This is a genomic window from Streptomyces typhae, from assembly GCF_009755605.1.
Lineage (GTDB): Bacteria > Actinomycetota > Actinomycetes > Streptomycetales > Streptomycetaceae > Streptomyces > Streptomyces typhae.
The window spans coordinates 71,050-96,073 of the sequence record NZ_WPNZ01000002.1 but is presented as its reverse complement, the minus strand read 5'-3'; the positions used below and the strand labels follow the sequence as shown (position 1 = coordinate 96,073).

Annotated in this window: 21 protein-coding genes; 12 read left to right on the top strand and 9 right to left on the bottom strand. The window is 73.3% G+C overall.

The annotated features are described in order from the left end of the window. The first annotated feature begins 280 nt into the window (after positions 1-280). The 4 genes from GPA10_RS04390 to GPA10_RS04375 all read left to right on the top strand — a co-directional run bounded on the left by GPA10_RS04390 (position 281) and on the right by GPA10_RS04375 (position 9,094). Positions 281-1,264 (top strand): sensor histidine kinase, encoded by a 984-nt coding sequence (locus GPA10_RS04390; protein ID WP_157164600.1) that lies wholly within the window; start codon positions 281-283, stop codon positions 1,262-1,264. Further along, the gene (locus GPA10_RS04385) at positions 1,261-1,914 is read left to right on the top strand and encodes a response regulator transcription factor (RefSeq protein ID WP_343040314.1); all 654 of its coding nucleotides are present in this window, start codon (positions 1,261-1,263) and stop codon (positions 1,912-1,914) included. The genes GPA10_RS04390 and GPA10_RS04385 overlap by 4 nt, the downstream gene beginning before the upstream one ends. A gap of 282 nt (positions 1,915-2,196) precedes the next feature. Next, positions 2,197-8,457 carry a DNRLRE domain-containing protein gene (locus GPA10_RS04380; RefSeq protein ID WP_157164599.1) on the top strand — a complete coding sequence of 2,087 codons (6,261 nt, stop codon included), beginning with the start codon at positions 2,197-2,199 and terminating at the stop codon, positions 8,455-8,457. Between the two features lie 82 nt (positions 8,458-8,539). After that, entirely contained in the window at positions 8,540-9,094 is a 555-nt protein-coding gene (locus GPA10_RS04375; RefSeq protein WP_157164321.1) for a hypothetical protein, read from the top strand. 16 nt (positions 9,095-9,110) lie between these two features. Here the strand turns inward: GPA10_RS04375 and GPA10_RS04370 are convergent, their stop codons facing one another. Next, entirely contained in the window at positions 9,111-9,995 is an 885-nt protein-coding gene (locus tag GPA10_RS04370) for a glycosyltransferase family 2 protein (protein ID WP_058845772.1), read from the bottom strand. Positions 9,996-10,336: 341 nt separating this feature from the next. Between GPA10_RS04370 and GPA10_RS04365 the strand changes: the two genes are divergently transcribed. Then, on the top strand, positions 10,337-10,813 hold the full coding sequence (locus GPA10_RS04365; RefSeq protein WP_157164320.1) for a hypothetical protein: 477 nt from the start codon (positions 10,337-10,339) through the stop codon (positions 10,811-10,813). A 156-nt stretch (positions 10,814-10,969) separates the two neighbouring features. Then, positions 10,970-11,893, top strand: coding sequence for a phosphotransferase family protein (locus GPA10_RS04360; protein ID WP_157164319.1), 924 nt, complete (start codon positions 10,970-10,972; stop codon positions 11,891-11,893). A 166-nt stretch (positions 11,894-12,059) separates the two neighbouring features. Here the strand turns inward: GPA10_RS04360 and GPA10_RS04355 are convergent, their stop codons facing one another. Then, positions 12,060-12,950, bottom strand: a complete 891-nt coding sequence (locus GPA10_RS04355) for an SAM-dependent methyltransferase (protein WP_157164318.1) — start codon at positions 12,948-12,950, stop codon at positions 12,060-12,062. An 11-nt stretch (positions 12,951-12,961) separates the two neighbouring features. Continuing rightward, on the bottom strand, positions 12,962-13,375 hold the full coding sequence (locus GPA10_RS04350; protein WP_246258765.1) for a MazG-like family protein: 414 nt from the start codon (positions 13,373-13,375) through the stop codon (positions 12,962-12,964). A gap of 84 nt (positions 13,376-13,459) precedes the next feature. Here GPA10_RS04350 and GPA10_RS04345 point away from each other — a divergent pair, with 84 nt between their 5' ends. Beyond that, positions 13,460-13,786 (top strand): hypothetical protein, encoded by a 327-nt coding sequence (locus tag GPA10_RS04345; protein ID WP_058845770.1) that lies wholly within the window; start codon positions 13,460-13,462, stop codon positions 13,784-13,786. A 119-nt stretch (positions 13,787-13,905) separates the two neighbouring features. Here GPA10_RS04345 and GPA10_RS04340 read toward each other — a convergent pair whose 3' ends face one another. The 3 genes from GPA10_RS04340 to GPA10_RS04330 form a co-directional block, all read right to left on the bottom strand. Continuing rightward, positions 13,906-14,790, bottom strand: coding sequence for a PhzF family phenazine biosynthesis protein (locus tag GPA10_RS04340; protein ID WP_157164317.1), 885 nt, complete (start codon positions 14,788-14,790; stop codon positions 13,906-13,908). A gap of 94 nt (positions 14,791-14,884) precedes the next feature. After that, positions 14,885-15,349: a lamin tail domain-containing protein gene (locus GPA10_RS04335; RefSeq protein ID WP_058845768.1), complete on the bottom strand. Its 465-nt coding sequence runs from the start codon at positions 15,347-15,349 to the stop codon at positions 14,885-14,887. A gap of 182 nt (positions 15,350-15,531) precedes the next feature. Beyond that, entirely contained in the window at positions 15,532-16,362 is an 831-nt protein-coding gene (locus GPA10_RS04330; protein ID WP_157164316.1) for an SDR family oxidoreductase, read from the bottom strand. Between the two features lie 133 nt (positions 16,363-16,495). Between GPA10_RS04330 and GPA10_RS04325 the strand changes: the two genes are divergently transcribed. The 4 genes from GPA10_RS04325 to GPA10_RS04310 all read left to right on the top strand — a co-directional run bounded on the left by GPA10_RS04325 (position 16,496) and on the right by GPA10_RS04310 (position 22,031). After that, a complete protein-coding gene (locus GPA10_RS04325) occupies positions 16,496-18,124 on the top strand; it encodes an alkaline phosphatase D family protein (protein WP_157164315.1) in 1,629 nt (542 codons plus the stop codon). Between the two features lie 416 nt (positions 18,125-18,540). Beyond that, complete coding sequence (locus tag GPA10_RS04320; protein ID WP_425505676.1) at positions 18,541-19,869, top strand: multidrug effflux MFS transporter; 1,329 nt, start codon at positions 18,541-18,543, stop codon at positions 19,867-19,869. Between the two features lie 11 nt (positions 19,870-19,880). After that, positions 19,881-21,011 (top strand): serine hydrolase domain-containing protein, encoded by a 1,131-nt coding sequence (locus GPA10_RS04315; protein WP_425505675.1) that lies wholly within the window; start codon positions 19,881-19,883, stop codon positions 21,009-21,011. 9 nt (positions 21,012-21,020) lie between these two features. Beyond that, the gene (locus tag GPA10_RS04310; protein WP_343040311.1) at positions 21,021-22,031 is read left to right on the top strand and encodes a small ribosomal subunit Rsm22 family protein; all 1,011 of its coding nucleotides are present in this window, start codon (positions 21,021-21,023) and stop codon (positions 22,029-22,031) included. A 187-nt stretch (positions 22,032-22,218) separates the two neighbouring features. Here GPA10_RS04310 and ddaH read toward each other — a convergent pair whose 3' ends face one another. Both ddaH and GPA10_RS04300 read right to left on the bottom strand, forming a co-directional pair. Beyond that, the gene (ddaH, locus tag GPA10_RS04305) at positions 22,219-23,046 is read right to left on the bottom strand and encodes a dimethylargininase (RefSeq protein WP_343040310.1); all 828 of its coding nucleotides are present in this window, start codon (positions 23,044-23,046) and stop codon (positions 22,219-22,221) included. Between the two features lie 128 nt (positions 23,047-23,174). After that, on the bottom strand, positions 23,175-23,405 hold the full coding sequence (locus GPA10_RS04300) for a DUF6243 family protein (protein WP_246258763.1): 231 nt from the start codon (positions 23,403-23,405) through the stop codon (positions 23,175-23,177). Positions 23,406-23,570: 165 nt separating this feature from the next. Between GPA10_RS04300 and GPA10_RS04295 the strand changes: the two genes are divergently transcribed. Further along, positions 23,571-24,203 (top strand): TetR/AcrR family transcriptional regulator, encoded by a 633-nt coding sequence (locus GPA10_RS04295; RefSeq protein ID WP_058850372.1) that lies wholly within the window; start codon positions 23,571-23,573, stop codon positions 24,201-24,203. On the opposite strand, the gene GPA10_RS04290 is transcribed toward GPA10_RS04295, so the two are convergent. Continuing rightward, positions 24,190-25,020 (bottom strand): glycerophosphodiester phosphodiesterase, encoded by an 831-nt coding sequence (locus tag GPA10_RS04290; RefSeq protein WP_157164314.1) that lies wholly within the window; start codon positions 25,018-25,020, stop codon positions 24,190-24,192. The two genes, GPA10_RS04295 and GPA10_RS04290, sit on opposite strands and share 14 nt — an antisense overlap. Positions 25,021-25,024 lie beyond the last annotated feature (4 nt).

Below are 25,024 nucleotides of genomic sequence, written 5' to 3'. Positions count from 1 at the left end.
GCACCGGAGTTACATGAAGATCGTACACCGTCTCCGGGGGCGCTCCGACCACCCCGCGCGCGGACCGGCGCCGGAATGGGTGTCGTCACGGATGGATCCGGGCCGCCCTCTCGTCCAAGCTGGACCGGTTCGACGGGGTACGTCGGCTTGCGTCCGGTCCGGGAGGATGGGGGTGCGGTTGCGGCGGAAAGCGTGAGGGGACGAGGAAACGGTGTCGGGGTCGGTGTCGGTGTCGAGGTCGGTGGCGAGGTCGGTTTCGCTGTTCTGGCGGATCTTCCTGATGAACGCCGTCGTGCTCGTGGTCGCCGCGCTGCTGCTCCTCAGCCCCATGGTGACCGTCTCCAGCCCGGTCCACTTCGGTGAGGCGCTGGTCGTGCTCGGCGGGGTCGCCGCCATGCTCGTCGCCAACGCCGTGCTCCTGCGCGTCGGACTCGCCCCTTTGAAGCGGCTGAGCCGGGCCATGACCGCCGCCGATCTGCTGCGCCCCGGCAAGCGGCCCGCCGTCACCGGGCACGGCGAGGTGGCCGCGCTCATCGGCACCTTCAACGCCATGCTGGACCGCTTGGAGAGCGAACGCGCCACCAGCAGCGCCCGCGCCCTGTCCGCCCAGGAGGCCGAGCGCCGCCGGGTCGCCCGCGAGCTGCACGACGAGGTGGGGCAGACCCTGACCGCCGTGCTCCTCCAGGTGAAGCGGGCCGCCGACCGGGCCCCGGATCCGCTGCGCGAGGAGCTGAGCGCCGCGCAGGAGACCACCCGGGCCAGCCTGGACGAGATCCGCCGCATCGCCCGGCGCCTGCGCCCCGGCGTCCTGGAGGACCTGGGCCTGGTGAGCGGCCTGCGGGCACTCGCCGGGGAGTTCAGCGAATCGGGGCTCACCGTCCGGCACCGGTTCGACGGGGGCCCGCCGCGGCTCGGGCAGGACGCCGAACTCGTCGTCTACCGGGTGGCGCAGGAAGCGCTCACCAACGCCGCCCGGCACGCGGGCGTCGGTTGCGCGGACCTGGAGCTGCGGTGCGCGCCGGACGCCGTGGAACTCGTCGTCCGCGACGCGGGCCGCGGCATGCGGGGCGCCACCGAGGGCGCCGGGATGCGCGGCATGCGCGAGCGCGCCCTGCTGGCGGGCGCCCACCTCGCGGTGGCGGCGGGCCCGGCGGGCAGCGGCACGGAAGTACGCCTGCGCGTGCCCGTACGGACACTCCCGGCCGACCGCACCACAGCGACCGCCCACGACGGCACCCCCACCTCCCAAGGAGCCCCCACGTGACCGCCCCCGTGAGGATCCTCCTCGCCGACGACCACGCCCTCGTACGCCGAGGGGTCCGCCTCATCCTCGACGGGGAACCCGACCTCGCCGTCGTCGCCGAGGCGGGCGACGGCGCGCGAGCCGTGGACCTGGCCCGGAGCGAGGGCGTGGACCTGGCCGTCCTGGACGTCGCCATGCCGCGGCTCACCGGGATCCAGGCGGCGCGTGAGCTGTCCCGGCTTCCGGACCCGCCGCGCATCCTGATCCTGACGATGTACGACAACGAGCAGTACTTCTTCGAGGCCCTGCGGGCCGGGGCGTGCGGGTACGTGCTCAAGTCCGTCGCCGACCGCGACCTCGTCGCCGCGTGCAGGTCCGCGATGCGCAACGAGCCGTTCCTCTACCCGGGCGCGGAGAGCACGCTGATCCGCAGATACCTGGACCTGGCGCGGCAGGGCAGGGCGCTGCCCCGCAAGGCGATCACCGACCGCGAGGAGCAGATCCTCAAGCTCGTCGCCGAGGGCCACACGTCGAAGGAGATCGGTGACCTGCTCACCATCAGCGCCAAGACCGTGGAGCGCCACCGCGCGAACCTGCTCCACAAGCTGGGCCTGCGCGACCGCCTCGCCCTGACCCGGTACGCCATCAGAGCGGGCCTGATCGAGCCCTGACCCCCCGAGGGACCCACCGCCGACGGCACACACGTACCGACGCCGTCCGGCCATGCCGTGCTGCCCGCGAACCCCGCACGCGGCCACCAGACCCCACACCCCCCCACAGCCACAACAACAACCGCACACAGCAAGGGAACCCCCGTGCACCACAACGAACACGTGCCGATACCCGACGACACCGGGTACCGAAGACACCCACGGCGCGGCCGACTCGGCGCGCTCGGGCGGCTCGGCGACGGCCCGGCCCCCAAGGCGCTCGCCACCGGCCTCGCGCTGCTCATGGCCGTCTCGTGTCTGTACGGCGCCGAGGAGGCCACCGCGGCACCGTCCGCGCCGGCCGCCGCGGACAAGGCCGAGCCGGGGTCCGTGACCGCAGCCGCCGACATCCCCTCCGCACGCGTCGCCGCGCGGCTCGGCGGCAAGCGCGTCGAAGCCCTGTCCGAGCGTACGGAGACGTCGACGACCTGGGTCAACGCGAACGGCAGCCTCACCACCGAACTCACCGCGGGACCGACCCGGTTCGAGGACGAGGACACCGGCCAGTGGCGTGACGTCGACCTCGACCTGGTCAAGGACGACGACGGCTCGGTGGCGCCCAAGGCCCACCCGCACGGCCTGGAACTGGGCAAGCCGGGCGGCACCCGCGCCGCCCGTACGGCAGCGGAGGACGAAGCGGCCCGCGACCTCGTCACCCTCGGCGAGGGCGACCAGCGCATCACCCTCCAGTGGCAGGGCTCCCTGCCCGCGCCGAAGCTGGACGGCACCCGGGCCACGTACGAGAACGCGGTCCCCGGCGGCGACGTGGTCGTCGAGGCGACCCGCACCGGCTTCGAGCAGTTCGTGCACCTGAGGCGTGCGCCGGCGGAGAAGGACTACAGCTACACGCTGCCGCTGCGCGCCAAGGGCCTGGAGGTCGAGGAGCACAAGGACGGCAGCCTGTCCTTCACCGACCGGAAGAACAAGAAGACCGCCGTCATGCCCGCGCCCGTGATGTGGGACGCGACCGTCGACCCGGTCTCCGGCGAGCACACCCGCCGCGCCCCGGTGAAGATGAAGGCCGTCGAGGCGAAGGGCGGCGTCGACCTCGTGGTCACGCCGGACGCGGAGTTCCTGGCCGACCCGGGGACGAAGTACCCCGTCACCGTCGACCCCTCCACCTCGGCCCTCGGCAACGTCTTCGACACCTACGTCCAGCAGGGCGAGACCCGGGACTGGTCCACCGACACCGAGCTGGATCTCGGCAACCCGGGCACGAAGAACGCCAACGGCACTCCGCGCACGGCCCGTTCGTTCATCTCCTGGGACACCCGGCCCGTGCAGGACGCGCTCGTCCTGGACGCCAAGCTGTCGCTGTGGAACTTCCACTCCGCCAACGAGAAGGACTGCAAGGCGCAGCCGTGGGAGGTGTGGTCCGCGGGGGCCGCGTCCACGTCGTCGCGCTGGACCGCGCAGCCCGCCATGACGGCGAAGAAGGCCACGTCGACCGAGACGCGCGGCAACACCGCGTGCACCAGCGCCCCCGACGGCTGGATCAACGCCGACGTGACGACCCTCGTCCAGGAGTGGGCCTCGGCGAAGGCCGCCCGCGGGCACATGGGGCTGCGCGCCGCCAACGAGGGCACGGTCGCGCAGTGGAAGCGGGTCAACTCCGCGAACGCCGCGTCCCGGCCGCCGAAGCTGAGCGTCACCTACAACTACCGGCCGCGCACCGGCACCAAGCAGGAGGCGGGCCCGCCGTACTTCTCCTACGGCGGCGCGTACATGGTCAACACCCTGACGCCGACGCTGCGCGACACCTTCGTCGACGCCGACGGCGACAAGGTCAACGGCACCTTCCAGATCTTCGACTCCGCCACCGACAAGCAGGTCGGCAACGTGCTCGTGTCGAAGTTCGTGCCGTCGGGGCAGGTCGCGTCGGTGACCGTGCCGTCGGGTGTGCTCGCGCACGGCAAGACGTACAAGTTCCGTACGTCCCCGTACGACAACACGCACTACAACAACGGCTGGTCGGCGTGGAAGACCTTCACGGTCGACACCTCCGCGCCGTCCGCACCCACGAAGGTCACGTCCGCGGACTATCCGCAGGGCGCCTGGGTGAAGGGGGCGGGCAAGGCCGGCACGTTCACCGTGACACCGCCCGGCGCCGACCACAACTGGCTGGAGTGGTCCCTGGACGGCGTGACGTGGACGAAGGAGCCCACCGGCGGTTCGGGCGCGGCGAAGAACATCTCCGTGACGCCGCCCAAGGACGGCACGCACACCCTCCAGGTGCGCGCCGTCGACAAGGCCGACAACAAGTCCGAGGCCGTCGAGTACACCTTCCACGCGGGGCCCGGCGGTTTCGTGCAGCCGTCCGACGGTGAGCGCACCGCGCGCCGCCTGCCGCTGCTCGCGGAGGCCGACGGGGAGAAGTTCGACAAGGTGTCGTTCTCGTGGCGCCGCGCCGAGGCCGACGACTGGGTGCGCATCCCCGCCAAGGACGTGCAGGCGGGCGGCAGCGCTCTCGGCGGCTGGCCCGTCGCCCTGACCAAGGGCCGCAGCGACAAGCTGGTGTGGAACGCCACCGACACCGTCGACCCCGACGGCAGCATCCAGATCAAGGCCGACTTCACCGGGCCGAAGGACGCCACGGGCAGCACCGCGCCGCTCGCCGTCGTCGTGGACCGCAACGCCTCCGACGCCGCGAGCGCCGAGACGGGTCCCGGTTCGGTGAACCTCCTCACCGGTGACCACACGCTGTCCGCGACGGACGCCTCCGCGTTCGACCTGTCGGTGACGCGCACGGCCTCGTCCCGCACCCCCGACAAGGGCGGCAAGCAGGCCAAGGAGGACGGTCAGGCGCCGATCTTCGGCAAGCAGTGGGTGGCGGGCACCGCCGCCGAGCTGACCGACTCCGACTTCTCGCACCTGCGGAAGATCTCCGCGACGGCCGTGGCCGTCGTCGACGCGGAGGGCGAGGAGACCCACTTCACCGCCAACGCGGCGAAGAACGCCTGGATCCCCGAGACCGGCTCCGAGGACCTCACCCTCAAGGGCTCCGTCACCGGCTCGTTCACCCTCACCGACACCGAGGGCACCGTCACCGAGTTCACGCGCACCGACTCCGCCGCCACCACCTGGCAGGTCTCCAGCACGCTCCTCGACGGCCTCGGCAACTCGACGACGACCGTCGTGTCCGAGTCGGTGACCGTCGACGGCACGAAGCTGGCCCGGCCCAAGCGCGTGGTCGCGCCCACGTCGGCCGCGTCCGCGGCCGCCTGCACCGCGACGCCGTCCACCAAGGGCTGCCGCGTCCTGGAGTTCGTGTACGCGGACCGCACCACGGCCACCGGCGACTCCCTCGGCGACTTCACCCACCAGGTGAAGGAGCTGCGCCTGTGGGCCACCGCCCCGGGCGCCGACGCGGCGACCGCCAAGACCGTGCAGCGGTACGCGTACGACAGCGAGGGACGCCTCCGCGAGGCGTGGAACCCCGCCATCACCCCGGCCCTGAAGTCCGCGTACGACTACGACGGCGCGGGCCGCGTGACCCAGTACACCCCGCCCGGCGAACTGCCGTGGACGTTCACGTACGGCAAGGCGGGCAGCGCCGCCACCGCCGGTGACGGGATGCTCCTGAAGACGTCCCGCTCCGGCCTGAAGCCGGGCACCACCGGCACGCAGGAGGGCACCGCGGGCACCAGCGTCGTCTACGACGTGCCGCTGACCGGCGCCAAGGCCCCGTACAAGGCGGGCGCCTCCGACGTGAAGGCGTGGGGGCAGCTCGACACCCCGACGGACGCGACGGCGGTCCTGCCCGCGGACGCCGTCCCGTCCTCGCACTCCGGCGACCAGCTCGGCACCGCCGACTACAAGCGGGCGGACGTCCACTACCTGGGCGTGTCCGGCCGCGAGGTCAACTCGGCGACGCCCGGCGGGCACCTGTCCACCACCGAGTCCGACCGGTTCGGCAACACGGTGCGGGAGCTGAGCGCCGCCAACCGCGCGGTCGCCCTCGGCCTGACCGCCGACGACAGGGCGACGCAGGCCGACCTGGGCCTCGCCGGGCTGACGTCGGCGGAGCGCGCCGACCTGCTCGCGACCCGCTCGCTGTACAACGACGACGGCACCCGCAAGCTGGAGGACCTCGGCCCGCTGCGGCGCGTCGAGCTGACGGCCGACCTCAAGTCGGGCACCACCACCCTGGTCCCGGCGGGCACGTCGGTGGCCGCGCGCGCCAGGACGGTCAACGAGTACGACGCGGGGCGGCCCTCGGACGGCACCGCGAAGGTCAAGGACCAGGTCACCAAGGCCACGACGGGCGCGGAGGTGCGTGAGCACCCGGGTGTGCTCGCCGAGAGCCGGGTGACGCAGACGGTGTACGACTGGGCCAAGGGGCAGCCCGCGAAAACCGTCCAGGACCCGGGCGGCCTCGCGCTCACCACGAGCACCGAGTACGACGCCCAGGGCCGCGTGGTCAAGCAGCTCCTGCCGGACGCGAACGGCGCCGACGCGGGCACCCGCGTGACCACGTACTGGTCGGCGACCGGCAGCGGACGCTGCGCGGGCCGCCCGGAGTGGGCCGACCTGGTCTGCTCCGTCTCGCCCGGCGGCGACATCACCGGCGGCGGCACCCAGCCGAAGGAACTGCCCACGACCACCACCGAGTACGACTGGTGGGGCAGCCCCGCGAAGGTCACCGAGACCGCGAACGGCGTGACCCGCACGACCACCACGTCCTACGACGACGCGGGCCGCCAGACCAAGGTCGCCGTCACCGGCGGCACCGGCGAGAAGGTCCCGGAGTCCACCACCGAGTACGACCCGGCCACCGGCCAGGCGGTGAGGACCACGTCGCCCACCGGCGGCAGCATCACCAAGACGTACGACAAGCTCGGCCGCCAGATCGCCTACACCGACGCCGACGGAGGGACCACCACCACCGAGTACGACCTCCTGAACCGCCCGGTGAAGGTGTCCGACACGGTCCCCTCCACGGTCACCTACACCTACGACACCGCGGCCGAACCCCGGGGCCTCGCCACCAGGACCACCGACTCCGTCGCGGGCACGTTCCAGGCCACGTACGACGCCGACGGCTCGGTGGCGAGCGAGAAGCTGCCCGGCGGCTACACCCTCACCCAGACCGAGGACACCACCGGCGCGACGACGGACCGTACGTACACGCGGGACAGCGACGGCACCACCGTCCACTCCGACTCCGTGACCGAGTCGGTCCACGGCCAGGTCACCGGGCACGCGGGCTGGTCCGACCAGCGCTACCGCTACGACGCCACCGGGCGTCTGACGACCGTCGAGGACACCGCCGAGACGGTCTGCACCCGGCGCTCCTACGCCTTCGACAAGCGCGCCAACCGCACCTCGCTGACCACCGCCGCCGGCACGCCCGGCGCCGACTGCCCCGCCTCGGGAGGCTCCACCACCAAGCACACCTACGACAGCGCCGACCGCATCACCGACACCGGTCACGCCTACGACGCCTTCGGCCGCACCACCACGGCCCCCGGCAACGGCACCCTCGGCTACTACGCCAACGACCTGGTGCACCGCCAGAGCGCCGACGGCAAGCGGCAGACCTGGAACCTGGACGCCGCCCTGCGGTTCCGCTCCTGGACGGTCGAGGCGGGCTCCGGCACCACCTGGACCAAGGAGCAGTCCAAGGTCAACCACTACGACAGCGACGGCGACAACCCCCGCTGGATCGTGGAGGACACCGCGTCCGGCGCCCTGACCCGGATGGTGGACTCCGCCTCCGGCGACCTGGCCGCCACCACGGACAAGAGCGGCAACACGGTCCTCCAGCTCACCACCGTGCACGGCGACGTGGCGCTGCAACTGCCCCTCGACAAGGGCAAGGCACCGGTCGCGCTCGACTCCGACGAGTACGGCAACCCGCGCGCCGGACAGCAGGCCGCCCGCTACAGCTGGCTGGGCGGCAAGCAGCGCTCCGCGGAGACCCTCACCGGTCTGACGCTGATGGGCGTGCGCCTGTACAACCCGGCGACGGGCCGCTTCCTGTCCGTCGACCCCGTGTACGGCGGCGGCAACAACGCCTACGAGTACGTGGGCGGCGACCCCGTCAACCGCTTCGACCTCGACGGCAAGTGGTGGAAGAAGATCAAGCGCGGTCTGAAGCGGGCGGGCCGCCACGTCCGCAAGAACTGGCGGACGTACGCCGGTTACGGCGCGACGGCGGCGTGCATCGTCGCCTCCGCCGGTACCTGCGCCGTCGCCAGTGTCGCGGTGTTCGCGGCGACGGCGGCGGCGGACGGCCGCCGCGGCAAGTGGCGGACGAAGAAGTACTGGCGCTCGACGGCGAAGTCCGCGGCCTGGACCGCCGTCGGCGTCGGCGCGGGCCGCTTCGCCGCGGGCTCCTGGTGGAAGTCCAGCAAGGGCTTCGCCCGGGGCGGCAAGCGCGCGGCGGGCCGGGGCCGGCACGCCAAGCGGTTCTCGTACCGCAGGACGGCGTGGAACTACGCGGGCAACGCGTGGACCGGCACGCTCACCTGCGGGATGAGCTGGAAGATGCGGTACTGCTAGAGATCGGTCCGCCCGTTCAGGGGGCGCCGCGCCGTGCGCGCGGCGCCCCCGCCGGGCAGTCGGGAATGAGGCACATCAGCACATGCGCTACTACAACAGGCCCGTCCGCCGTACCTCGTGGGCGATCGTCGCGATCATGGCCGTGGTCGCGGCCCAGTTCCTCTACGACGGCGGGGCAGGACCGCGCGACGTCTGGGACGTGGTCCTGGCCCTCGCCCTGCCGGGCGGGGTGACGTGGGTCCTGGTCCGTACCGGTCTCACGCCGTACGTGGAGTGGGACGAGCAGCGGCTCACCGTCCGCAACCCGTTCTTCCGGTACGAGGCGTCCCTCGCCGACGTCCGGCTGCTCGGGCGTGCGGGGAAGGGCGGCGCCCTGGGCGTCGAGGGCGTCGGCACGGTGCTGCCGTGGGCGATGACGCGTTCGGTGTTCGACGGGCGGAGGGCGGAGCAGGCGCGGCGGGAGCTGCGGAACGCGGTGCGGCGGGCGGTGCCGGACGGCACGGGCACGGCGGGCGGGGCGGGCACGCCCGGTGGGACGGACGCGGCGGCTCCTGTGCGGCGGCACTTCCGGGTCGAGTGGACGGACGTCCTGATCCTGCCGATGCTCGGGGCGTTCGTCTGGGCGTTCCTGCCCTGACGGAGGCCGGGCTCCGTCAGATGAGCGGCGGCCGGCCCAGCTTCGTCATCCGCCACACCGTCGCCCACCGCATCGGCCGCCGCTCGCCGCCCGAGGTACGGAAGCCCTCCACGAAGCCGCCCGCCCAGGCGCGCAGGCCCCCGGCGGACCGGGTGCGGGCCAGCGTGAGCAGGGTCCAGACCGTGAGGTAGAGGGGGATCAGGGGCAGGGGCAGCCGGCGGCGGGCCAGCCACACGCGGTTGCGGGCCGTCATGCGGTGGTAGACGGCGTGCCGGGCGGGGGACGTCTTCGGGTGCTGGAGCAGCAGCGAGGGCTCGTACAGGACCTTCCAGTCCGCGTCGAGCGCGCGCCAGGCCAGGTCCGTCTCCTCGTGCGTGAAGAAGAAGTCCGCGGGCCAGTCGCCGGTCTCCGCGAGCATCTCCATCGAGAAGGCGTGCGCGCCGCCCAGGAAGGACGTGACGAGGCCGCCGCGCATCGGGTCCTTCGCGCGCAGCCGCGGCACGTGCCTGCGCTGGGTCTCACCGTGTTCGTCCGCGATGCGGAAGCCGACGATGCCGAGCCGCGGGTCCTCGGCGAACAGGCGCTGGACCGTGCGGAACACGTCCGGGTCGACGAGCAGGCCGTCGTCGTCCAGCTCGATCGCCACGTCGACGTCGCCGAACTCGCGCAGGCGGCGCAGGGCCACGTTGCGTCCGCCGGGGCAGCCCAGGTTCTCGTCGAGCTCTATCGCGGTGACCTCGCCGGGGTAGGCGGGGAAGTCCGGCAGCTGGGTGCCGTTGCCGACGACGACCAGGCGTGTCGGGACGACGTCCTGCTTGGCCACGGCCGCGAGCAGGGCGTCGACGTCCTTCGGGCGGTTGCCCATGGTCACGATGGCCACACCCAGGCGCGGTTCGGACACGCGGAGCCCTCCAGGTCAGGTCGGCCGGAGCGGCGGCCCTGCGCCACCTGCGGTCATATCGTCCGACATTCGCGATGGTAGCCGTTCACCGATGCGATCCATTCGGGACGTGGGTCGTTCACGTCGGGGGCGGGCTCGGGGTTCACTCCACTGACACGCCGGCCACCGCTCCGGCGCGGGCCCCTGGCGCATGGCCAATTTTGGCCGTGACATGTCAAGAATCATGGGAGTGTGCCTTGTTGTCTCAAGGGTCCTGTGCCTCAATGACGCCGACCCGCACCGCTGACTGACCGTCAGTCAAGGCGGGCTCCCCACACTCCCCCCATCGAAGGCAGGCCCCCATGAGGCACGGCAGACTCGCCCTCGCTCCGGCCGTCGGCACCACCGCGCTCGCCCTGGGCGCCCTGGGCGCCCTGGTCATGGCCCCGGCCGCGGGCGCGGTGGAGCCGCAGGAGGCGTCCATCGGATTCGACTGCGGCTCGTTCGGCTCCGGTACCGCGGCGCTCAAGGCCACCCAGAACGGCACCGCGGCCACCATCGAGGTGTCGACGGCGGCGATCAAGGCACCGCTCGACGTCGGCGCCGGCGCGGTCGCCTCCACGCTCACGCTCACCAGGAACGGCTCCGGCACCACGACGTTCACCGGCAACGCCAACCCCGCGATACCGGCGGGCAGCCCCGTCTCCACGGGACCGCTGAACGGCACCGTCGCCTCCGGTGACAGCCTCGCGGCGAGCTCCCTGAAGATCGTGGTCTTCGGCATCACGGTGAACTGCGCCGCGACATCGGCGCAGACGCCGGGCCCGTTCGTGTTCTGACGTCACGGCGGGGCGGGCGCCGCGGTCCGGACGGCGGCCCGCGGCGCCTTCGCCCGTGGCCTTCGCCCCGCCCTCGCCTGTGGCTCCCCGCCGCCGCCCTCGCCCTCGCCCGAAAACGCGTTGCCGTCCCCGCGTCCCCTGCCTACCGTGCCGATCATGCTGCCCCCTGTGGACACCGACGAGGAATGGGACGCCGTCGTCCCCGACGAGGCCGTCGTGCGGCCCGCCGCCGAGGACCTGTGCGAGCGCCTCGGCCTCGCGGGGGCCCCGCTCACCCGGTACGGCGAGGGATCGCAGCCCGTGTACGCGGTCGGCGAGCGGCACGTGCTCAAGCTCTTCCCCGGGGCCGCCGCGAACGACGCCGTGACCGAGGCGCGCGTACTCGGCCATGTGCACGGCCGACTGCCCGTCCCCACCCCGCAATTGCACGACAGCGGCGCGTACGTGAACGGCTGGCGCTACGTCCTGATGTCCCGGCTCCCCGGCCGCGGTCTGCACCTCGCCTGGCCCGGCATCCCGGCGGCCGACCGCGAACGCGTCGTCGCACGGGCCGGGGAGGCGCTCGCCGTCCTGCACGCGCTCGACCACGCACCGCTCACCGACGTCATCGGGCCGGGCGACTGGCGGGAGTTCACCGAACGGCAGCGCGCGGACGCCGTCGGCCGGCAGCGTCGGCGCGGTCTCCCCGAGGAGTGGCTGGAGCAGATCCCGGACTTCCTGGACGGCGTCCCGACGCCGCCCGCGCCCCGGACGGCGCTCCTGCACACGGAGTTCATGCGCCAGCACCTCCTCGTCGACCCCGCCGACGGCCACCGCCTCACCGGCCTCTTCGACTTCGAGCCCGCCATGATCGGCGACCCCGCGTACGACTTCGTGGGCGTCGGCCTGTTCGTCACCCGCGGGGAACCCGGCCTGCTCACCCGGTTCACGGCCGCGTACGGGCGCGGCTTCGAGCCGCGCCTGCTCCTCGCGTACACGTTGCTGCACGTGTACGGGAACCTGCCTTGGTACCTGCGCGAACTGCCCGCGCCGACCGAACCACGCCTCGACGCGCTAGCGGATACGTGGTTCGGGCACTGAGTGCCCCGTGAGGGGCGCGGGGAACTGCGCGACCAGCCACGACGAAAGCCGCGGACGCGTCTGCTGTGACACCGAGCAGACGCGTCTGCGGCTTTTCTCGGGCTGAGCGCGCCCAAGCGGCGGAGCCGCACATCGCATCAGCCCCGCGCCCCTCGCGGGGCGGCTCTCAGGCGGCGGTGTCCGGGATCAGCGTGAGGTAGGCGAGGCCGAGCACCTGCCGGTAGCCGCGCAGCCAGGCGGTGCGGTGGCGGTCTGCCCGCTCGCGCAGCTCCGCCGCCCTCGGGTGGGCCGGGTACGCGGTCAGCCACTCCTCGGTGTCGGCCAGGTAGGCGGACTCGAACTCCTCCCACTCCGCCGCGCTCGCCGTCTCCACCCACTGCGGGCGGAACCCGGCCGCGACCGCCGCGTCCGCCAGGTCCGCCGCGTACAGGTGCTCGTGGACACCGGCGTCCGGCCACATCGCCGCCAACTCGTCCCGGGTGGGCGTGCGCTGCCAGAAGCCCTCGCCGAGTACGACGCGCCCGCCGGGGGCGACGAGGCCGCGCAGGGCGCGCAGCGCGTCCGCGGAGTGCGGAGCGGGGGCGCCCTCGGGCAGCAGGGTGTGGGAGGACCCGAGGCACAGGACGACGTCGGCGGGCCCGCGTGCCGTGTCCGTCGCGGACTCCTCGGCGAAGACGACACGGCCGTCGAGCCCCCGCGCCCGCGCGGACGCGCGCCCCCGCTCCAGGTCGTCCGCGTCGAGGTCGACGCCGACGCCGGTGGCCGCCGGGGCCGCCTCCAGGATCCGCAGCATCAACTCGCCCCATCCGCACCCGAGATCGAGCACGGTGCCACCGCCCGGGACCCGGCGCAGCGGTTCGGCGACCCGCTCGACGATGCGGGCGGCACGGGCCTCGGACAGGGGGCCGTGGAAGGTGAGACGGGTGAGGCGCGGCGGGCCGCTGTCGGCGTCATCGCCGGTGTCGGCACCGGTGCCGGTGGTCGTGCCGATGCCGGTGCCGGTGTTCGTGCCGGTGTCGGTGGTCGTGGCCGTGGGGGGAGGGGTCGGTGAGGTCATAGTGGGGGAAGCTAACCCGGCAGGCCGCCCGGACGCTCCTGGATTTCCGCGGCCTGCGCGGTCTGCGCGGTCTGCGCGGTCTGCGCGGCCTGCGTGGCGTGCGAGCGCGCGACGACGGCCCGCAGCCTCTCGTCCAGGACCTTCTCCGGCTCCGGCGTGAGGGTGCGCAGGGCCACCAGGGCCGTGATCACGACGTCGCACAGCTCCGACTGGACGTCGTCCCAGCTGTGCGTGGTGCCCTTGCGGGGGTTCTGGCCGGTCGCGCCGATGACGGCCTGGGCCACCTCGCCGACCTCCTCCGACAGCTTCAGCATGCGCAGCAGGAGGGTCTCCTCGGGGGGATGCCGCTCGTGGGACGCCAGCCAGCCGTGCAGGAGCGCGACGGTCTGCCAGAGGTCCACGGGGGCGGGGGTCGGGTCGGCCATGGGGCGCAGCCTGCCATGTCCGGCCGGAGCAGGGGGCGGGGCCCCTGGGTGGCGGGGCAGCGGACCCGGTGCGAGCGTGAGCGCATGAGCATGCAGACAAACCGGCTCGGCGACCCCGCGGTCCGTGCCTTCGTCGGCGCGGTGAACTCGCACGACAGGCAGGCCTTCCAGGACGTGCTCTCGCCGGGCGCGACCATGTCCGACGACGGTTCCGACCGGGACGTCGAGGACTGGACCGAGCGCGAGATCTTCTCGTCCAACGGCCATATGGACGTCGAGTCCGAGTCGGACGGCGGCAGGACGCTCGTGGTGAGCTACCGCAACGACACCTGGGGCGAGATGCGCACGAAGTGGCAGTTCACCGTGGACGGAGCCGGGAAGATCTCGCGCTTCGAGACGGGCCAGGCCTGACGCGGAGCGCCTCGCCCCGCCGGCCGGGCCGGACCCTGGCCGGGGATGCGCACGCCCTGGCCGGGGATGCGCACGCCCTGGCCGGGGATGCGCACGCCCTGGCCGGGGATGCGCGCGCCCTAGCCGGGGATGCGTACGGCGGCCCCCGCGACGCGCACCCGGGCATCGCCCTCCCGCAGCGTCACCATGAGGACTCCGGGGCGCCCCATGTCCACGCCCTGGTGCAGGGTCAGCTCGGCGGCGGCCGGGACCAGGCCGAGCTCGCGGGCGTACGCGCCGAAGGCCGCCGCGGCGGCGCCCGTCGCCGGGTCCTCGACGACGCCGCCGACCGGGAACGGGTCGCGGGCGTGGAAGACGGTGTCGCTCTCGCGCCAGACGAGCTGGACGGTCGTCAGGTCGAGCCGCAGCATCAGCGCCCGCAGCCGGTCGAAGTCGTAGGCGAGGTCGGCGAGGCGGGCGCGGGTCGCCGCCGCGAGGACCAGGTGCCGGGCGCCCGCGAAGGAGATCCGGGGCGGCAGGCCGGGGTCGAGCTCGTCCGCGCGCCAGCCGAGGGCGGCGAGGGCCTCCTCGACGTCGGCGGGCGCGGCGTCCTCCACCCGGGGCTCCACGCTCGTCAGGGTCGCCCGCAGGACGCCGTCGGACGCGGTGACGCTCACCGGCACGGTCCCGGCGGGCGTGTCGAACACGAAGTCGCCGGGGCCCGCGCGCTCCGCGAGGGCGACGGCCGTGGCGACGGTGGCGTGCCCGCAGAAGGGGACCTCGGCCTGGGGGCTGAAGTACCGCACGGTGAAGGAGCGTCCCGTCGGGCCGAGGGCGGCGGGGCCCGGGGTCAGGAACGCCGACTCGCTGTAGCCGACGTCGGCCGCCACGGCGAGCATGACCGCGTCGTCGAGGCCGGTGGCGTCCAGGACGATCCCGGCCGGGTTGCCGCCCTCCGGGTCGGTGGTGAACGCGGTGTAGCGCAGCACGTCCGGGCGGTTCGCGTGACTGTCGTTGTGGCTCATGCCGCACGACAACCGCCGCGGTACCGGAGGCATTCCCGGTACCGCGGCGGTGCTCACCTCCGGGTGACCGCGGCGGTGATCACCCTCGGGTGCCTCAGTGGCAGTTCTTGTACCCGTTGTCCCGGGTCGTCCACGAGCACGAGTCGAGCTGCGAGCCGTTCGGCTTGATCAGCCGGGCCTTGTCGCTGGTGTTGTTCCACACGTGCCAGCCACGGCCCCAGTACCGCACGCCGGAGGCGTTGGTGCCCTTGCCGGTGCGGACCTTCACCGTCTTGCCGGCGCCGATCTTGTAGCTGCCGAAGGTGTAGGTGTAGCCGGTGTTGTCCTTCAGCTTGTAGCCCTTGAGCTGGACGGCGCTGCGGCCGTTGTTGTGGATGTTCACCCACTCGCCGTTCACCGAGGAGCGCGAGCTGGAGTCCCGGCCCGGACTGTCGTACTGGATGTAGCCGAGGTGCAGACCGCCCTGGTGCCGTGCCGCGGCCGCCGGGGTGGCGACGAGCAGCGGGACCGCGACAGCGGTGGCGGCGAGGACGGCTGTGGCAGTCGAACGTATGCGCAACGTGTGCTCCGTGTGTGAAGTTTCCGTGGAGAGCAGCGAGCATAGTCCGACGTTGTACGACCACGGGGGCCACTTCCGGCATATGACCGTCATGTGACGGGAACTCAGCCCTCCTGGCCGTACTGCATCGGTCGCACCCGGTCTACGCACGACCGTCGCCCCGCCGGGTGGGCCCTGGTGGCTCAGCCCCGCCCGATGTACGGCATGGCCGTCGCGACCACGGTCGCGAACTGCACGTTGGCCTCCAGTGGCAGCTCCGCCATGTGCCGCACGGTGCGCGCCACGTCGGCCACGTCCATCACCGGCTCGACCGCGAGTTCCCCGTTGGCCTGGAGGATCCCGGAGCGCATCCGCTCGGTCATGTCGGTGGCCGCGTTGCCGATGTCGATCTGGCTCACGGCGATGCGGTGGGGCCGCCCGTCCAGGGACAGGGACTTGGTCAGGCCCGTCAGCGCGTGCTTCGTGGCCGTGTACGCGACGGAGTGCGGGCGCGGGACGTGCGCGGAGACGGACCCGTTGTTGATGATGCGGCCGCCCCGCGGGTCCTGCTCCTTCATCTGCCGGTAGGCCTCCTGGGCGCACAGGAAGGCGCCGTGCAGATTGGTGTCGACGACGTGCCGCCAGGCGTCGTAGGGAAGCTCCTCGAAGGGGACGCCGCCCGGACCGAACGTACCGGCGTTGTTGAAGAGCAGGTCGAGCCGGCCGAAGCGGTCGCGCACGGCGGCGAAGAGGGCGGCGACGTCGTCGGGGACGGCGACGTCGGCGCGGACGCACAGGGCCGGGGCCGCGGCGCCCGGCGGTCCGCCGACGGCCGCGGCGGCCAGGGCCGCGGTCTCCCGCAGGGTCTCCTCGCGGCGGCCCGCGAGCGCCACCGACCACCCCGCCCGGAGCAGTTCGAGGGCGACGGCGCGCCCGATCCCGGAGCCCGCGCCGGTCACCACGGCGGTCCTGGCCGTCTCGGCGTGCGCGGGGCCCGTGGCGGCGCCCGAAGGTGCCGTTCGCTCAGCGTTCATGGCCACGCAGGGTACGGGAGGGTCCGCCACATGGACCTCATCTGCCCGCCATATGGCTGTTGTGTACGTGACAGGCGGGTGTCGTCCCCAGCCACTCCAATGCCCCTTGCAACCATCTTCTGGGGAGGGGCTCATGACACCCACAGGACAGCACTCACCCGAACTCCGCGCCGCAGCACGCCACTTGGGCCGCCGCCGGTTCCTGACCGGAACCGGCGCGGCCGCGGCCCTGGCGTTCGCCGTCAACCTGCCCACCGCGGGCGTGGCGGGCGCGGCCGAGCTGGACGCCGCCCGCATCCCCGCCGACCCGTTCACCCTCGGCGTCGCCTCCGGGGACCCGGCGCCGCACTCCGTGCTGCTGTGGACCCGCCTCGCGCCCAAGCCCTTCGAGCTGAACGGCGGGCTCCCCGCCGAGCGCGTCACCGTCCAGTGGGAGCTCGCCCGTGACGCCCGCTTCCGCCGCGTCGTGCGCCGCGGCACGGTCACCGCGCACCCGGAGTTCAACCACTCCGTGCGGGTCCAGGCCGACCACCTCGACGCCGACCGGCAGTACTGGTTCCGCTTCCGCACCGGCAGATGGGTGAGCGGCACCGGCCGCACCCGCACCGCCCCGCCCGCCGGCAGCAGGTCCGGCCTCACCCTGGCCGCCGTGTCCTGCCAGGCCTACCACGACGGCTACTTCACCGCGTTCAAGCACCTCGCCGAGGACGACGTCGACGTCGTCTTCCACCTCGGGGACTACCTCTACGAGTACGCGGTGAACGCCGCGGGCGGCGCCCGCAAGTACACCGACCGCACGCTCCCCGACATCTTCAACCGCGAGACGCAGACCCTCGACGACTACCGGCGCCGGTACGCGCTCTACAAGTCCGACCCCGATCTGCGGGCCGCGCACGCCGCGCACCCCTTCGTCGTCACCTGGGACGACCACGAGGTCGAGAACAACTACGCCGACGACATCGACGAGAACGGCAACCCGCCCGAGGAGTTCCTGCTCCGCCGGGCCTCCGCCTACCGCGCGTACTGGGAGAACCAGCCGCTGCGCCTTCCGCAGCGGCCCACCGGCTCCGACATGCAGCTCTACCGCCGCCTCGACTGGGGCAGGCTCGCCCAGTTCGACATCCTCGACACCCGCCAGTACCGGTCCGACCAGGCCTACGGCGACAAGGCGCACGCACCCGGGCCCGAGTCGCGCGACCCGCGCCGGACCATCACCGGCGCCACCCAGGAGCGCTGGCTCATCGACGGCTGGCGCCGCTCGCGCGCCCTGTGGAACGTCGTCCCGCAGCAGGTCACGTTCTCCGAGCGCAAGCTCGACCTGACCGCCGACGCGAAGCTCAGCATGGACGCCTGGGACGGGTACTCCGCCTCCCGCGACCGGGTGCTCGCCGGGGCGAAGTCCGCCGGGGTCGACAACCTCATGGTCCTCACCGGCGACGTGCACGTCGCGTACGCCTTCGACATCAAGGCCGACTTCGGCAAGCCGTCCTCGAAGACCCTCGGTACGGAGATCGTCGCCACGTCCATCGCCAGCGGCAAGGACGGGGCGGAGCGGCCCGCCAACTGGGACACCTACATGAAGGCCAACCCGCACCTGAAGTTCTACAACGGGCGGCGCGGGTACGTGACCGTCGCCCTCGGTCAGAAGTCGGCCCGCGCCGACTTCAAGACGGTGTCCGCCGTCACCACGCCCGGGGCGCCCCTCACCACGGCGGCCTCCTTCATCACCGAGGTCGGCAACCAGGGCCTGAAGCCGGCGTAGCCGTCCCTCGCGGGGCGCCCCAGTCCCGCCCCTTCTCCGATCCTGGGGCTCCGCCCCAGACCCCGTATCGGCGCAGTATCAAGCCCGTCCGGCGATTGAGGCCGAGGCGCGCAGCGCCGACAGGGCGGGGGTCCAGGGGGCGCAGCGCCCCTGGTTACGGGAAAGGGGCGGGCCTGGGGCGCAGCGCGAGGACCACCCCCCGCGCCCTGAGAAGATAGGGGGCACCACCAACTACCGGAAGAGGCGCGATGGCGGAGCGCGGGCAGACGGCCCAGAGACAGGACGAGGACGCGGTACGGATACCGGGGGCGGCGGGGACGGCGAGGTCCGCGGCGACAGCGGCACCCTCGAACCCCGCCGCCCTGCGCGTGGCGACCGGAGCCCTGGTCACCCTCATACTCGGCGGCCTCACCGCCATGCCCCCGCTCTCCATGGACATGTACCTCCCGGCCCTGCCGCAGGTCACCGACGCCCTGCACACCCCGGCCGCCACCGTCCAGCTCACCCTGACGGCGTGCCTCATGGGCATGGCCCTCGGCCAGCTCGTCGTCGGCCCCATGAGCGACAAGTGGGGCCGCCGCCGCCCCCTCCTCGCCGGCCTGCTCGTCTACATCCTCGCGACCGCGATCTGCGCCCTCGCCCCCACCGCGGAACTGCTCATCGCCTTCCGCCTGCTCCAGGGCCTCGCGGGCGCCGCGGCCATCGTCATCGCCCGCGCGGTCGTCCGTGACCTGTACGACGGCGTGGAGATGGCCCGGTTCTTCTCCACGCTGATGCTGATCTCCGGCGTCGCCCCGGTCGTCGCGCCGCTGATCGGCGGCCAGGTCCTGCGCCTGACCGACTGGCGGGGCATCTTCGTCGTCCTGACGGTCGTCGGCATCGGGCTGACCGCGCTGGTGTGGCGCCGCCTGCCGGAGACCCTGGCCCCGGCCGACCGGCACGACGGCGGCACCGCCGAGGCGCTGCGCACGATGCGCGGTCTCCTCGCGGACCGCGTGTTCACGGGCTACATGGTCGCGGGCGGCTTCGCCTTCGCGGCGCTCTTCGCATACATCTCGGCATCGCCGTTCGTGATCCAGGAGATCTACGGCGCGTCGCCGCAGACGTTCAGCCTGCTCTTCGGCGTGAACTCGATCGGCCTGATCATCGTCGGCCAGATCAACGGCAAGCTCCTCGTGGGCCGCGTCAGCCTCGACAAGACCCTCGGGATCGGGCTCGCCGTCATCGTGCTCGCCGCGGCCGCGCTGCTCCTGATGACGACCGGGGTCTTCGGCGACGACATCGGGCTCGCGCCGATCGCCGCGGGCCTGTTCGTGCTGATGTCGGCGATGGGCCTCGCCATGCCCAACACCAACGCCCTCGCCCTGATGCGCACCCGGCACGCGGCGGGCTCCGCGTCCGCGCTCCTCGGTACGTCCTCCTTCCTCATCGGCGCCGTCGCCTCGCCGCTCGTCGGCATCGCGGGCGAGCACACGGCCGTGCCGATGGCCGTCGTCCAGCTCGCGTGCGCGCTGGCGGCCGCCGCCTGCTTCGTGGGTCTGTGCCGCCCGTGGCAGCACCACCACCAGCAGGACGGGACCCCGGCCGCCAAGGCGGTACCGCCCCAGGCGGAGACCGAGACCGGGACCCTGGGGGAGACGGGCACGGCGACCCTGCCGGAGCAGTGGACCCCCGACCGGCACGAGCCCGCGCTGCGCGACTCCGGACAGCGCCTTCAGGCCGTGTCGCGGAAGTCGGACCGCTGAGCCCCGTACCGCTGCTGCGCCCCGGCTCCGCCGCCGAGGCGGGGCTCGACCCGGGCGGGATCGACCGGCTCGTACGCGACGTGCGGTCCCTGCCCGAAGGCCCCCGCCCCTGGTGCGCCGGGGCCGTCGTCCTCGCGGGCCGCGGCCCGGTGATCGCCGCGGCGGAGGCGACGGGCTGGGCGGTGCGGTACTCCGCGTACAGCGAGGAGACCGACGCGGGCGTCGAGCTGCCCCCGGAGCTCCGCGTCCCGATGACCGTCGACACGCCCTTCGACCTGGCGTCCCTCACCAAGCTGTGCACGACCGTCGCCGTCGTGCAGCAACTGGAGCGGGGCACGCTCGCGCTGGACGCGCCGGTGGCCCGGTACGTCCCGGAGTGCACGGGCGTCGCGGCGCACGGCATCACCGTGCGCCACCTCCTCACGCACACCTCGGGGCTGCGGCCCGAGCTGCCGCTGTACGACCTGCCGGACCGCGCGGCGCGGCTGCGGGCCCTGCACGCCGAGGAGCCGTCCGCCGGCATCGGCACGCACCGCTACTCGGACCTCAACATGCTCCTCCTCCAGCAGATCCTGGAACGCGTCACCCGGCGCGGCCTGGACCTGCTGATCCGCGACGGCATCACCCGGCCCCTCGGCATGACCGCCACCGCCTTCGGCCCCCGCCCCGGCGCCGCCGCCACGGAGGACCAGCGCCTGCCCTGGGCGAAGGCGGACCGCGGGATGCTGCGGGGCGAGGTGCACGACGAGAACGCGTGGGCGCTCGGGGGAGTGGCCGGGCACGCCGGTCTCTTCGCCACCGCCCACGACCTGGCGATCCTGTGCCGGGCCCTGCTCTCCGGCGGCTCCTACGGCACGGCCCGGATCCTTGGCCCCGACCACGTGGAGCTGATGCTGACCGCGCCCGGTCTCGGCTTCGCCGTGGACCAGGCGTGGTTCATGGGGGAGCTGGCGGGGCGCGGAGCGGCGGGCCACACCGGCTTCACCGGCACCTCACTGGTCCTCGACCGGGCCACGGACACCTTCCTGGTGCTCCTGGCCAACACCGTCCACCCGCGCCGCCGCCCCCCGGACAACGGCCCCCGCGTCCGCGCCGCCACGGCCCTGGCCCGCGCGGCGGCCACGCCTCCGCGCGGCCACTAAACTCACGGGGTGCACGCACTGGCTTCCCCCGCAGAGACCCTCCGTACCGCCCTCGCGGGCCTCCTGGAGGACCTGCCGCCCAAGGCGGCGGCCCAGGCCGTGGACCGGCTGATCGCGAACTACCGGGGCACCACCCCCACCGGCGCCCCCGTCCTGCGGGACCGCGCGGACGTCACCGCGTACGCCGCGTACCGCATGCCCGCCACGTTCGAGGCCGCACGCTCCGCCCTGGCCGCCCTGGCCGCGGCGGCCCCCGCCGACTTCAGCCCCGCGGACCACGTCGACATCGGCGGTGGCACCGGCGCCGCCACCTGGGCCGTCAACGCCGTCTGGCCCGGCGGGCGGCCCGTCACCGTCCTCGACTGGGCCGAGCCCGCCCTCACCCTCGGCCGTGAGATCGCCGCCGCCAACGCGGAGCTGGCCGCGGCGCGGTGGCAGCGGGCCCGGATCAGCGCCGCCCTCGACGTGCCCGCCGCCGCCCTCGTCACCGTGTCGTACGTCCTCGGCGAGCTCACCGCCGACGACCGGGCCGCGGTCGTCGACGCCGCCGCCCGCGCCGCCACCGACGCCGTCGTCGTGGTCGAGCCCGGCACGCCCGGCGGCTACGCCCGGGTCATCGCCGCGCGGGACCGGCTCGTCGGCGCCGGGTACCGCGTCGCCGCGCCCTGCCCGCACAGCTCCGCCTGCCCGATCGTCCCCGGCGACGACTGGTGCCACTTCTCCGTCCGCGTCGCCCGGTCCTCCCTGCACCGCCAGGTCAAGGGCGGCTCCCTCGCCTACGAGGACGAGAAGTTCTCCTACGTCGCCGCCGTCCGCGACACCGCCGTCCCGGCCCTGCCCGCCGCCCGCCGCGTCGTCCGCAAGCCCCAGATCCGCAAGGGGCAGGTCCTCCTCGACCTGTGCGAGGCCGGGGGCGAGCTGCGCCGCGAGACGGTGACGAAGCGGCACGGGGGGCTGTACCGGGCCGCGCGGGACACCGCGTGGGGCGACGCGTGGCCTCCGGCGGGGGCGGGCGGGTAGCCCTCGCGGGGGCGCGAGGATTCAGCCCGTCCGGCGTTTGAGGACGAGGCGCGGAGCGCCGATGGGGCGGCGGCGTACGACCCGCGCCACAGCGTCCCGTTGTACGGGACAGCTCCGCACGGCCCGCGTGTAAGGGGTGCGGGTGGTCGTCCGCCACCCGCACCTTCGGGGGCTGCCGCGCCAGGCCCTAGGCGGGGCGCAGCTCCTGCGTGCAGCACTTCACGCTGCCGCCGCCCTTGAGCAGTTCGCCCAGGTCCATGCCGATCGGCTCGTAACCGCGCTCGCGCAGCGGCTCGAAGAGGCCGACGGCGGCCTGCGGCAGCAGGACGTGCAGGCCGTCGGAGACGGCGTTCAGGCCGAGGGCGACGGCGTCCGGCTCCTCGGCGATCAGCGCGTCGGGGAACAGCCGGCGCAGCACCGCCCGGCTGCCCGGCGAGAACGCCGCCGGGTAGTACATGACGTCGTCGGTCGTGTCGTCGAGGACCGCGAGCGCCGTGTCCAGGTGGTAGTAGCGGGGGTCGACGAGGTCGAGGCCGATCACCGGCCTGCCGAAGACCTCCTGGGCCTCGCCGTGCGAGAGCGGACTCGCGCGAAAGCCGCGGCCGGCCAGGACGTACCCGGAGGTGACGGCGAAGTCGCCCTCGCCCTCGTTGATGTGGGTCGGCTCGTGGACCTCGGTGAAGCCGTTGGCGCGGAACCACTCCAGGTGCGCCGCCGCCTCCGGCCTGCGCTCGGGGTGGACGAAGCTCGCGCCGAGCACCCGGCCGTCGACGACGGTGGCGCCGTTGGCCGCGAAGACCATGTCCGGCAGGTCCGGGTGCGGGCGGAGCTCCTCGACGGTATGGCCGAGCGAGCGGTACCGATCGCGCAGGTCTTCCCACTGGGCGACGGCGAGCGGGACGTCGACGGGTTTGGCGGGGTCCATCCACGGATTGATGGAGTACGTGACCTTGAAGTGTGCCGGTGGGCACATCAGATAGCGCCGGGGTGTGGCGCGCCGGGCGACTCGATGCAACGAAGGCTCCTCACGACCGCAGGGGCTGTTGCTGCCATGGTGCGGTCTGAGGAGCCTTCGCGCAGTGATCTGAGCCGTTCGTACGGAGCCGTGGGGCGATATTTGCCCATGAACCGGATGTTCCGGCCTCATGAGTCGCTGTTCGGTGCTCCGTCCTCGCCGCTGTCCGGTGCCCCGTCCTCCCGGTTCTCCGGGTCGCCCCGGCCCTCCTGGAGCTTGCGCAGCAGTTCCCGCTTCTGCTCCTGCGGGCTGAGGCCGCCGCCGACCCGGCCGGAGCCGCGTCCGCCGCGCAGGGCCTTGCGGGAGAGATTGCTGCGCGTACCGCCGACGCCGAGCATTCCGGATCCGCCTCGCGACATGTCGTACCTCCTGGTGCCTTCGTCAACATAGGCGAGACGTCTCGTCTCGCTTGCTGTCGACTTTAAGCGAGACGCTGCGTCTTGTCCAGCGGTTTACGGGGGCCGTGGGCGGAGGTAGGTGCGTGGTGAGACGTTGCGTCTCGTTTCGCTGCTACATTCGACTGCATGGCTCAGAAAACCGCCCCTGACTCCACCCGCCGCAGCGAGCGTTCGCGCCGCGCGATCTACGACGCCGCTCTCGCCCTGGTCGGCGAGGTCGGCTACGGCAAGATGACCATCGAGGCGATCGCCGCCCGCGCCGGTGTCGGCAAGCAGACCATCTACCGCTGGTGGCCCTCCAAGAGCGCCGTCCTGCTCGACGCCTTCCTCGACCTCGCCGACCAGGCCAACGCCCAGCTCAGCGAGCAGGCGGGCCTCGACGAGCCCGCCACCGACATCCCGGACACCGGGGACCTCGAAGCGGACCTCAAGTTCGTGCTGCGCGCCACCGTCGACGAGATGACCGACCCCAAGTTCGACGCCCCCGCCCGCGCCCTGGCCGCCGAGGGCGTCGTCAACGCCGAGCTGGGCGCCGAATTCCTCGAGAAGCTGCTCGAACCGCAGCTCCAGCTCTATGTGCAGCGGCTGCGCGCGAGCCAGGAGCGCGGCGAGGTCGCCGCCCACATCGACCCGCGCATCGCCCTCGAACTGTGGACCGGACCGCTCGCCCAGCGCTGGATGCAGCGCACCGGGACGCTCACCCACGCGTACGCCGACACCCTCGTCGAGTACGCCCTGTACGGCATCACGCCCCGCTGACCGGCGTCCGCGACAGCAGGCCGGGCGCGTCCGTGATCACGCCGTTGCAGCCGAGCCGCAGCACCCGGTCCCGCTGGCGCGGCGTGGTCACCGTGTGCGCCCACACCCGGGGGACCCCGGAGTTGACCGCGCGCAGGAGATCCCTGTCACGTGCCTTGTAGTCCACGTCGAGGACGTCGACGAAGGACGCCCAGCGCTCCGGGCGGTCGGTGCGCAACTGGCCCCGCGAACGCCACAACTGCGCGAGGAGGCCCAGGTCGTGGGCCCTGCGGGCCACCCACGGTCTGTTCGTGTTCACGAACACCGACCGGGCGAGACCGCGGGCGTGGATCATCGCGGAGAGCCGGGCCAGGCTCTGCGCGTCCTTGGCCTCAAGCATCAGCACGACCCGGCCCCCGAAGCGGTCGAGCACCTCCTCGACCGTCGGCGGCCGCTCCGCGCGCCAGCGGCCCGGCACCCCCGCGGGCGGGCGCAGCCGCACCTGCTGCCACTCCTTGCGGCTGAGCCCGCGCACCGGCCCCCTCGCGTAGGTCGTGCGGTCCAGGGTCTCGTCGTGCATCACCACGAGCGTGCCGTCGCGCAGCATCCGGGTGTCCGCGTCGATGACCTGCGCGGTGCCCCGCTCGAACGCGGTCATCAGGCCGGACATGCTGTTCTCCGGCACTTCCAGGGCGCCGCCGCGGTGCGCGGTGTAGACGAGCGGCGGCAGCGCGTCGACGGTCAGCGGGCCGCCGCCCCACTCCAGCGGAGCCAGGAAGCCCGCAGGGCCGGTGAGCGCCAGGGCGGTGAGGCCGGTCAGCACAGTCCTAGTCACCATGGCC

Coding starts and splice junctions, on each gene's coding strand:
- GPA10_RS04390 (WP_157164600.1), top strand. CDS start 281: ATGAACGCCGTCGTGCTCGTGGTCGCCGCGCTGCTGCTCCTCAGCCCC.
- GPA10_RS04380 (WP_157164599.1), top strand. CDS start 2,197: ATGGCCGTCTCGTGTCTGTACGGCGCCGAGGAGGCCACCGCGGCACCG.
- GPA10_RS04375 (WP_157164321.1), top strand. CDS start 8,540: ATGCGCTACTACAACAGGCCCGTCCGCCGTACCTCGTGGGCGATCGTC.
- GPA10_RS04365 (WP_157164320.1), top strand. CDS start 10,337: ATGAGGCACGGCAGACTCGCCCTCGCTCCGGCCGTCGGCACCACCGCG.
- GPA10_RS04360 (WP_157164319.1), top strand. CDS start 10,970: ATGCTGCCCCCTGTGGACACCGACGAGGAATGGGACGCCGTCGTCCCC.
- GPA10_RS04355 (WP_157164318.1), bottom strand. CDS start 12,950: ATGACCTCACCGACCCCTCCCCCCACGGCCACGACCACCGACACCGGC.
- GPA10_RS04350 (WP_246258765.1), bottom strand. CDS start 13,375: ATGGCCGACCCGACCCCCGCCCCCGTGGACCTCTGGCAGACCGTCGCG.
- GPA10_RS04345 (WP_058845770.1), top strand. CDS start 13,460: ATGAGCATGCAGACAAACCGGCTCGGCGACCCCGCGGTCCGTGCCTTC.
- GPA10_RS04340 (WP_157164317.1), bottom strand. CDS start 14,790: ATGAGCCACAACGACAGTCACGCGAACCGCCCGGACGTGCTGCGCTAC.
- GPA10_RS04330 (WP_157164316.1), bottom strand. CDS start 16,362: ATGAACGCTGAGCGAACGGCACCTTCGGGCGCCGCCACGGGCCCCGCG.
- GPA10_RS04325 (WP_157164315.1), top strand. CDS start 16,496: ATGACACCCACAGGACAGCACTCACCCGAACTCCGCGCCGCAGCACGC.
- GPA10_RS04320 (WP_425505676.1), top strand. CDS start 18,541: ATGCCCCCGCTCTCCATGGACATGTACCTCCCGGCCCTGCCGCAGGTC.
- GPA10_RS04300 (WP_246258763.1), bottom strand. CDS start 23,405: ATGTCGCGAGGCGGATCCGGAATGCTCGGCGTCGGCGGTACGCGCAGC.
- GPA10_RS04295 (WP_058850372.1), top strand. CDS start 23,571: ATGGCTCAGAAAACCGCCCCTGACTCCACCCGCCGCAGCGAGCGTTCG.
- GPA10_RS04290 (WP_157164314.1), bottom strand. CDS start 25,020: ATGGTGACTAGGACTGTGCTGACCGGCCTCACCGCCCTGGCGCTCACC.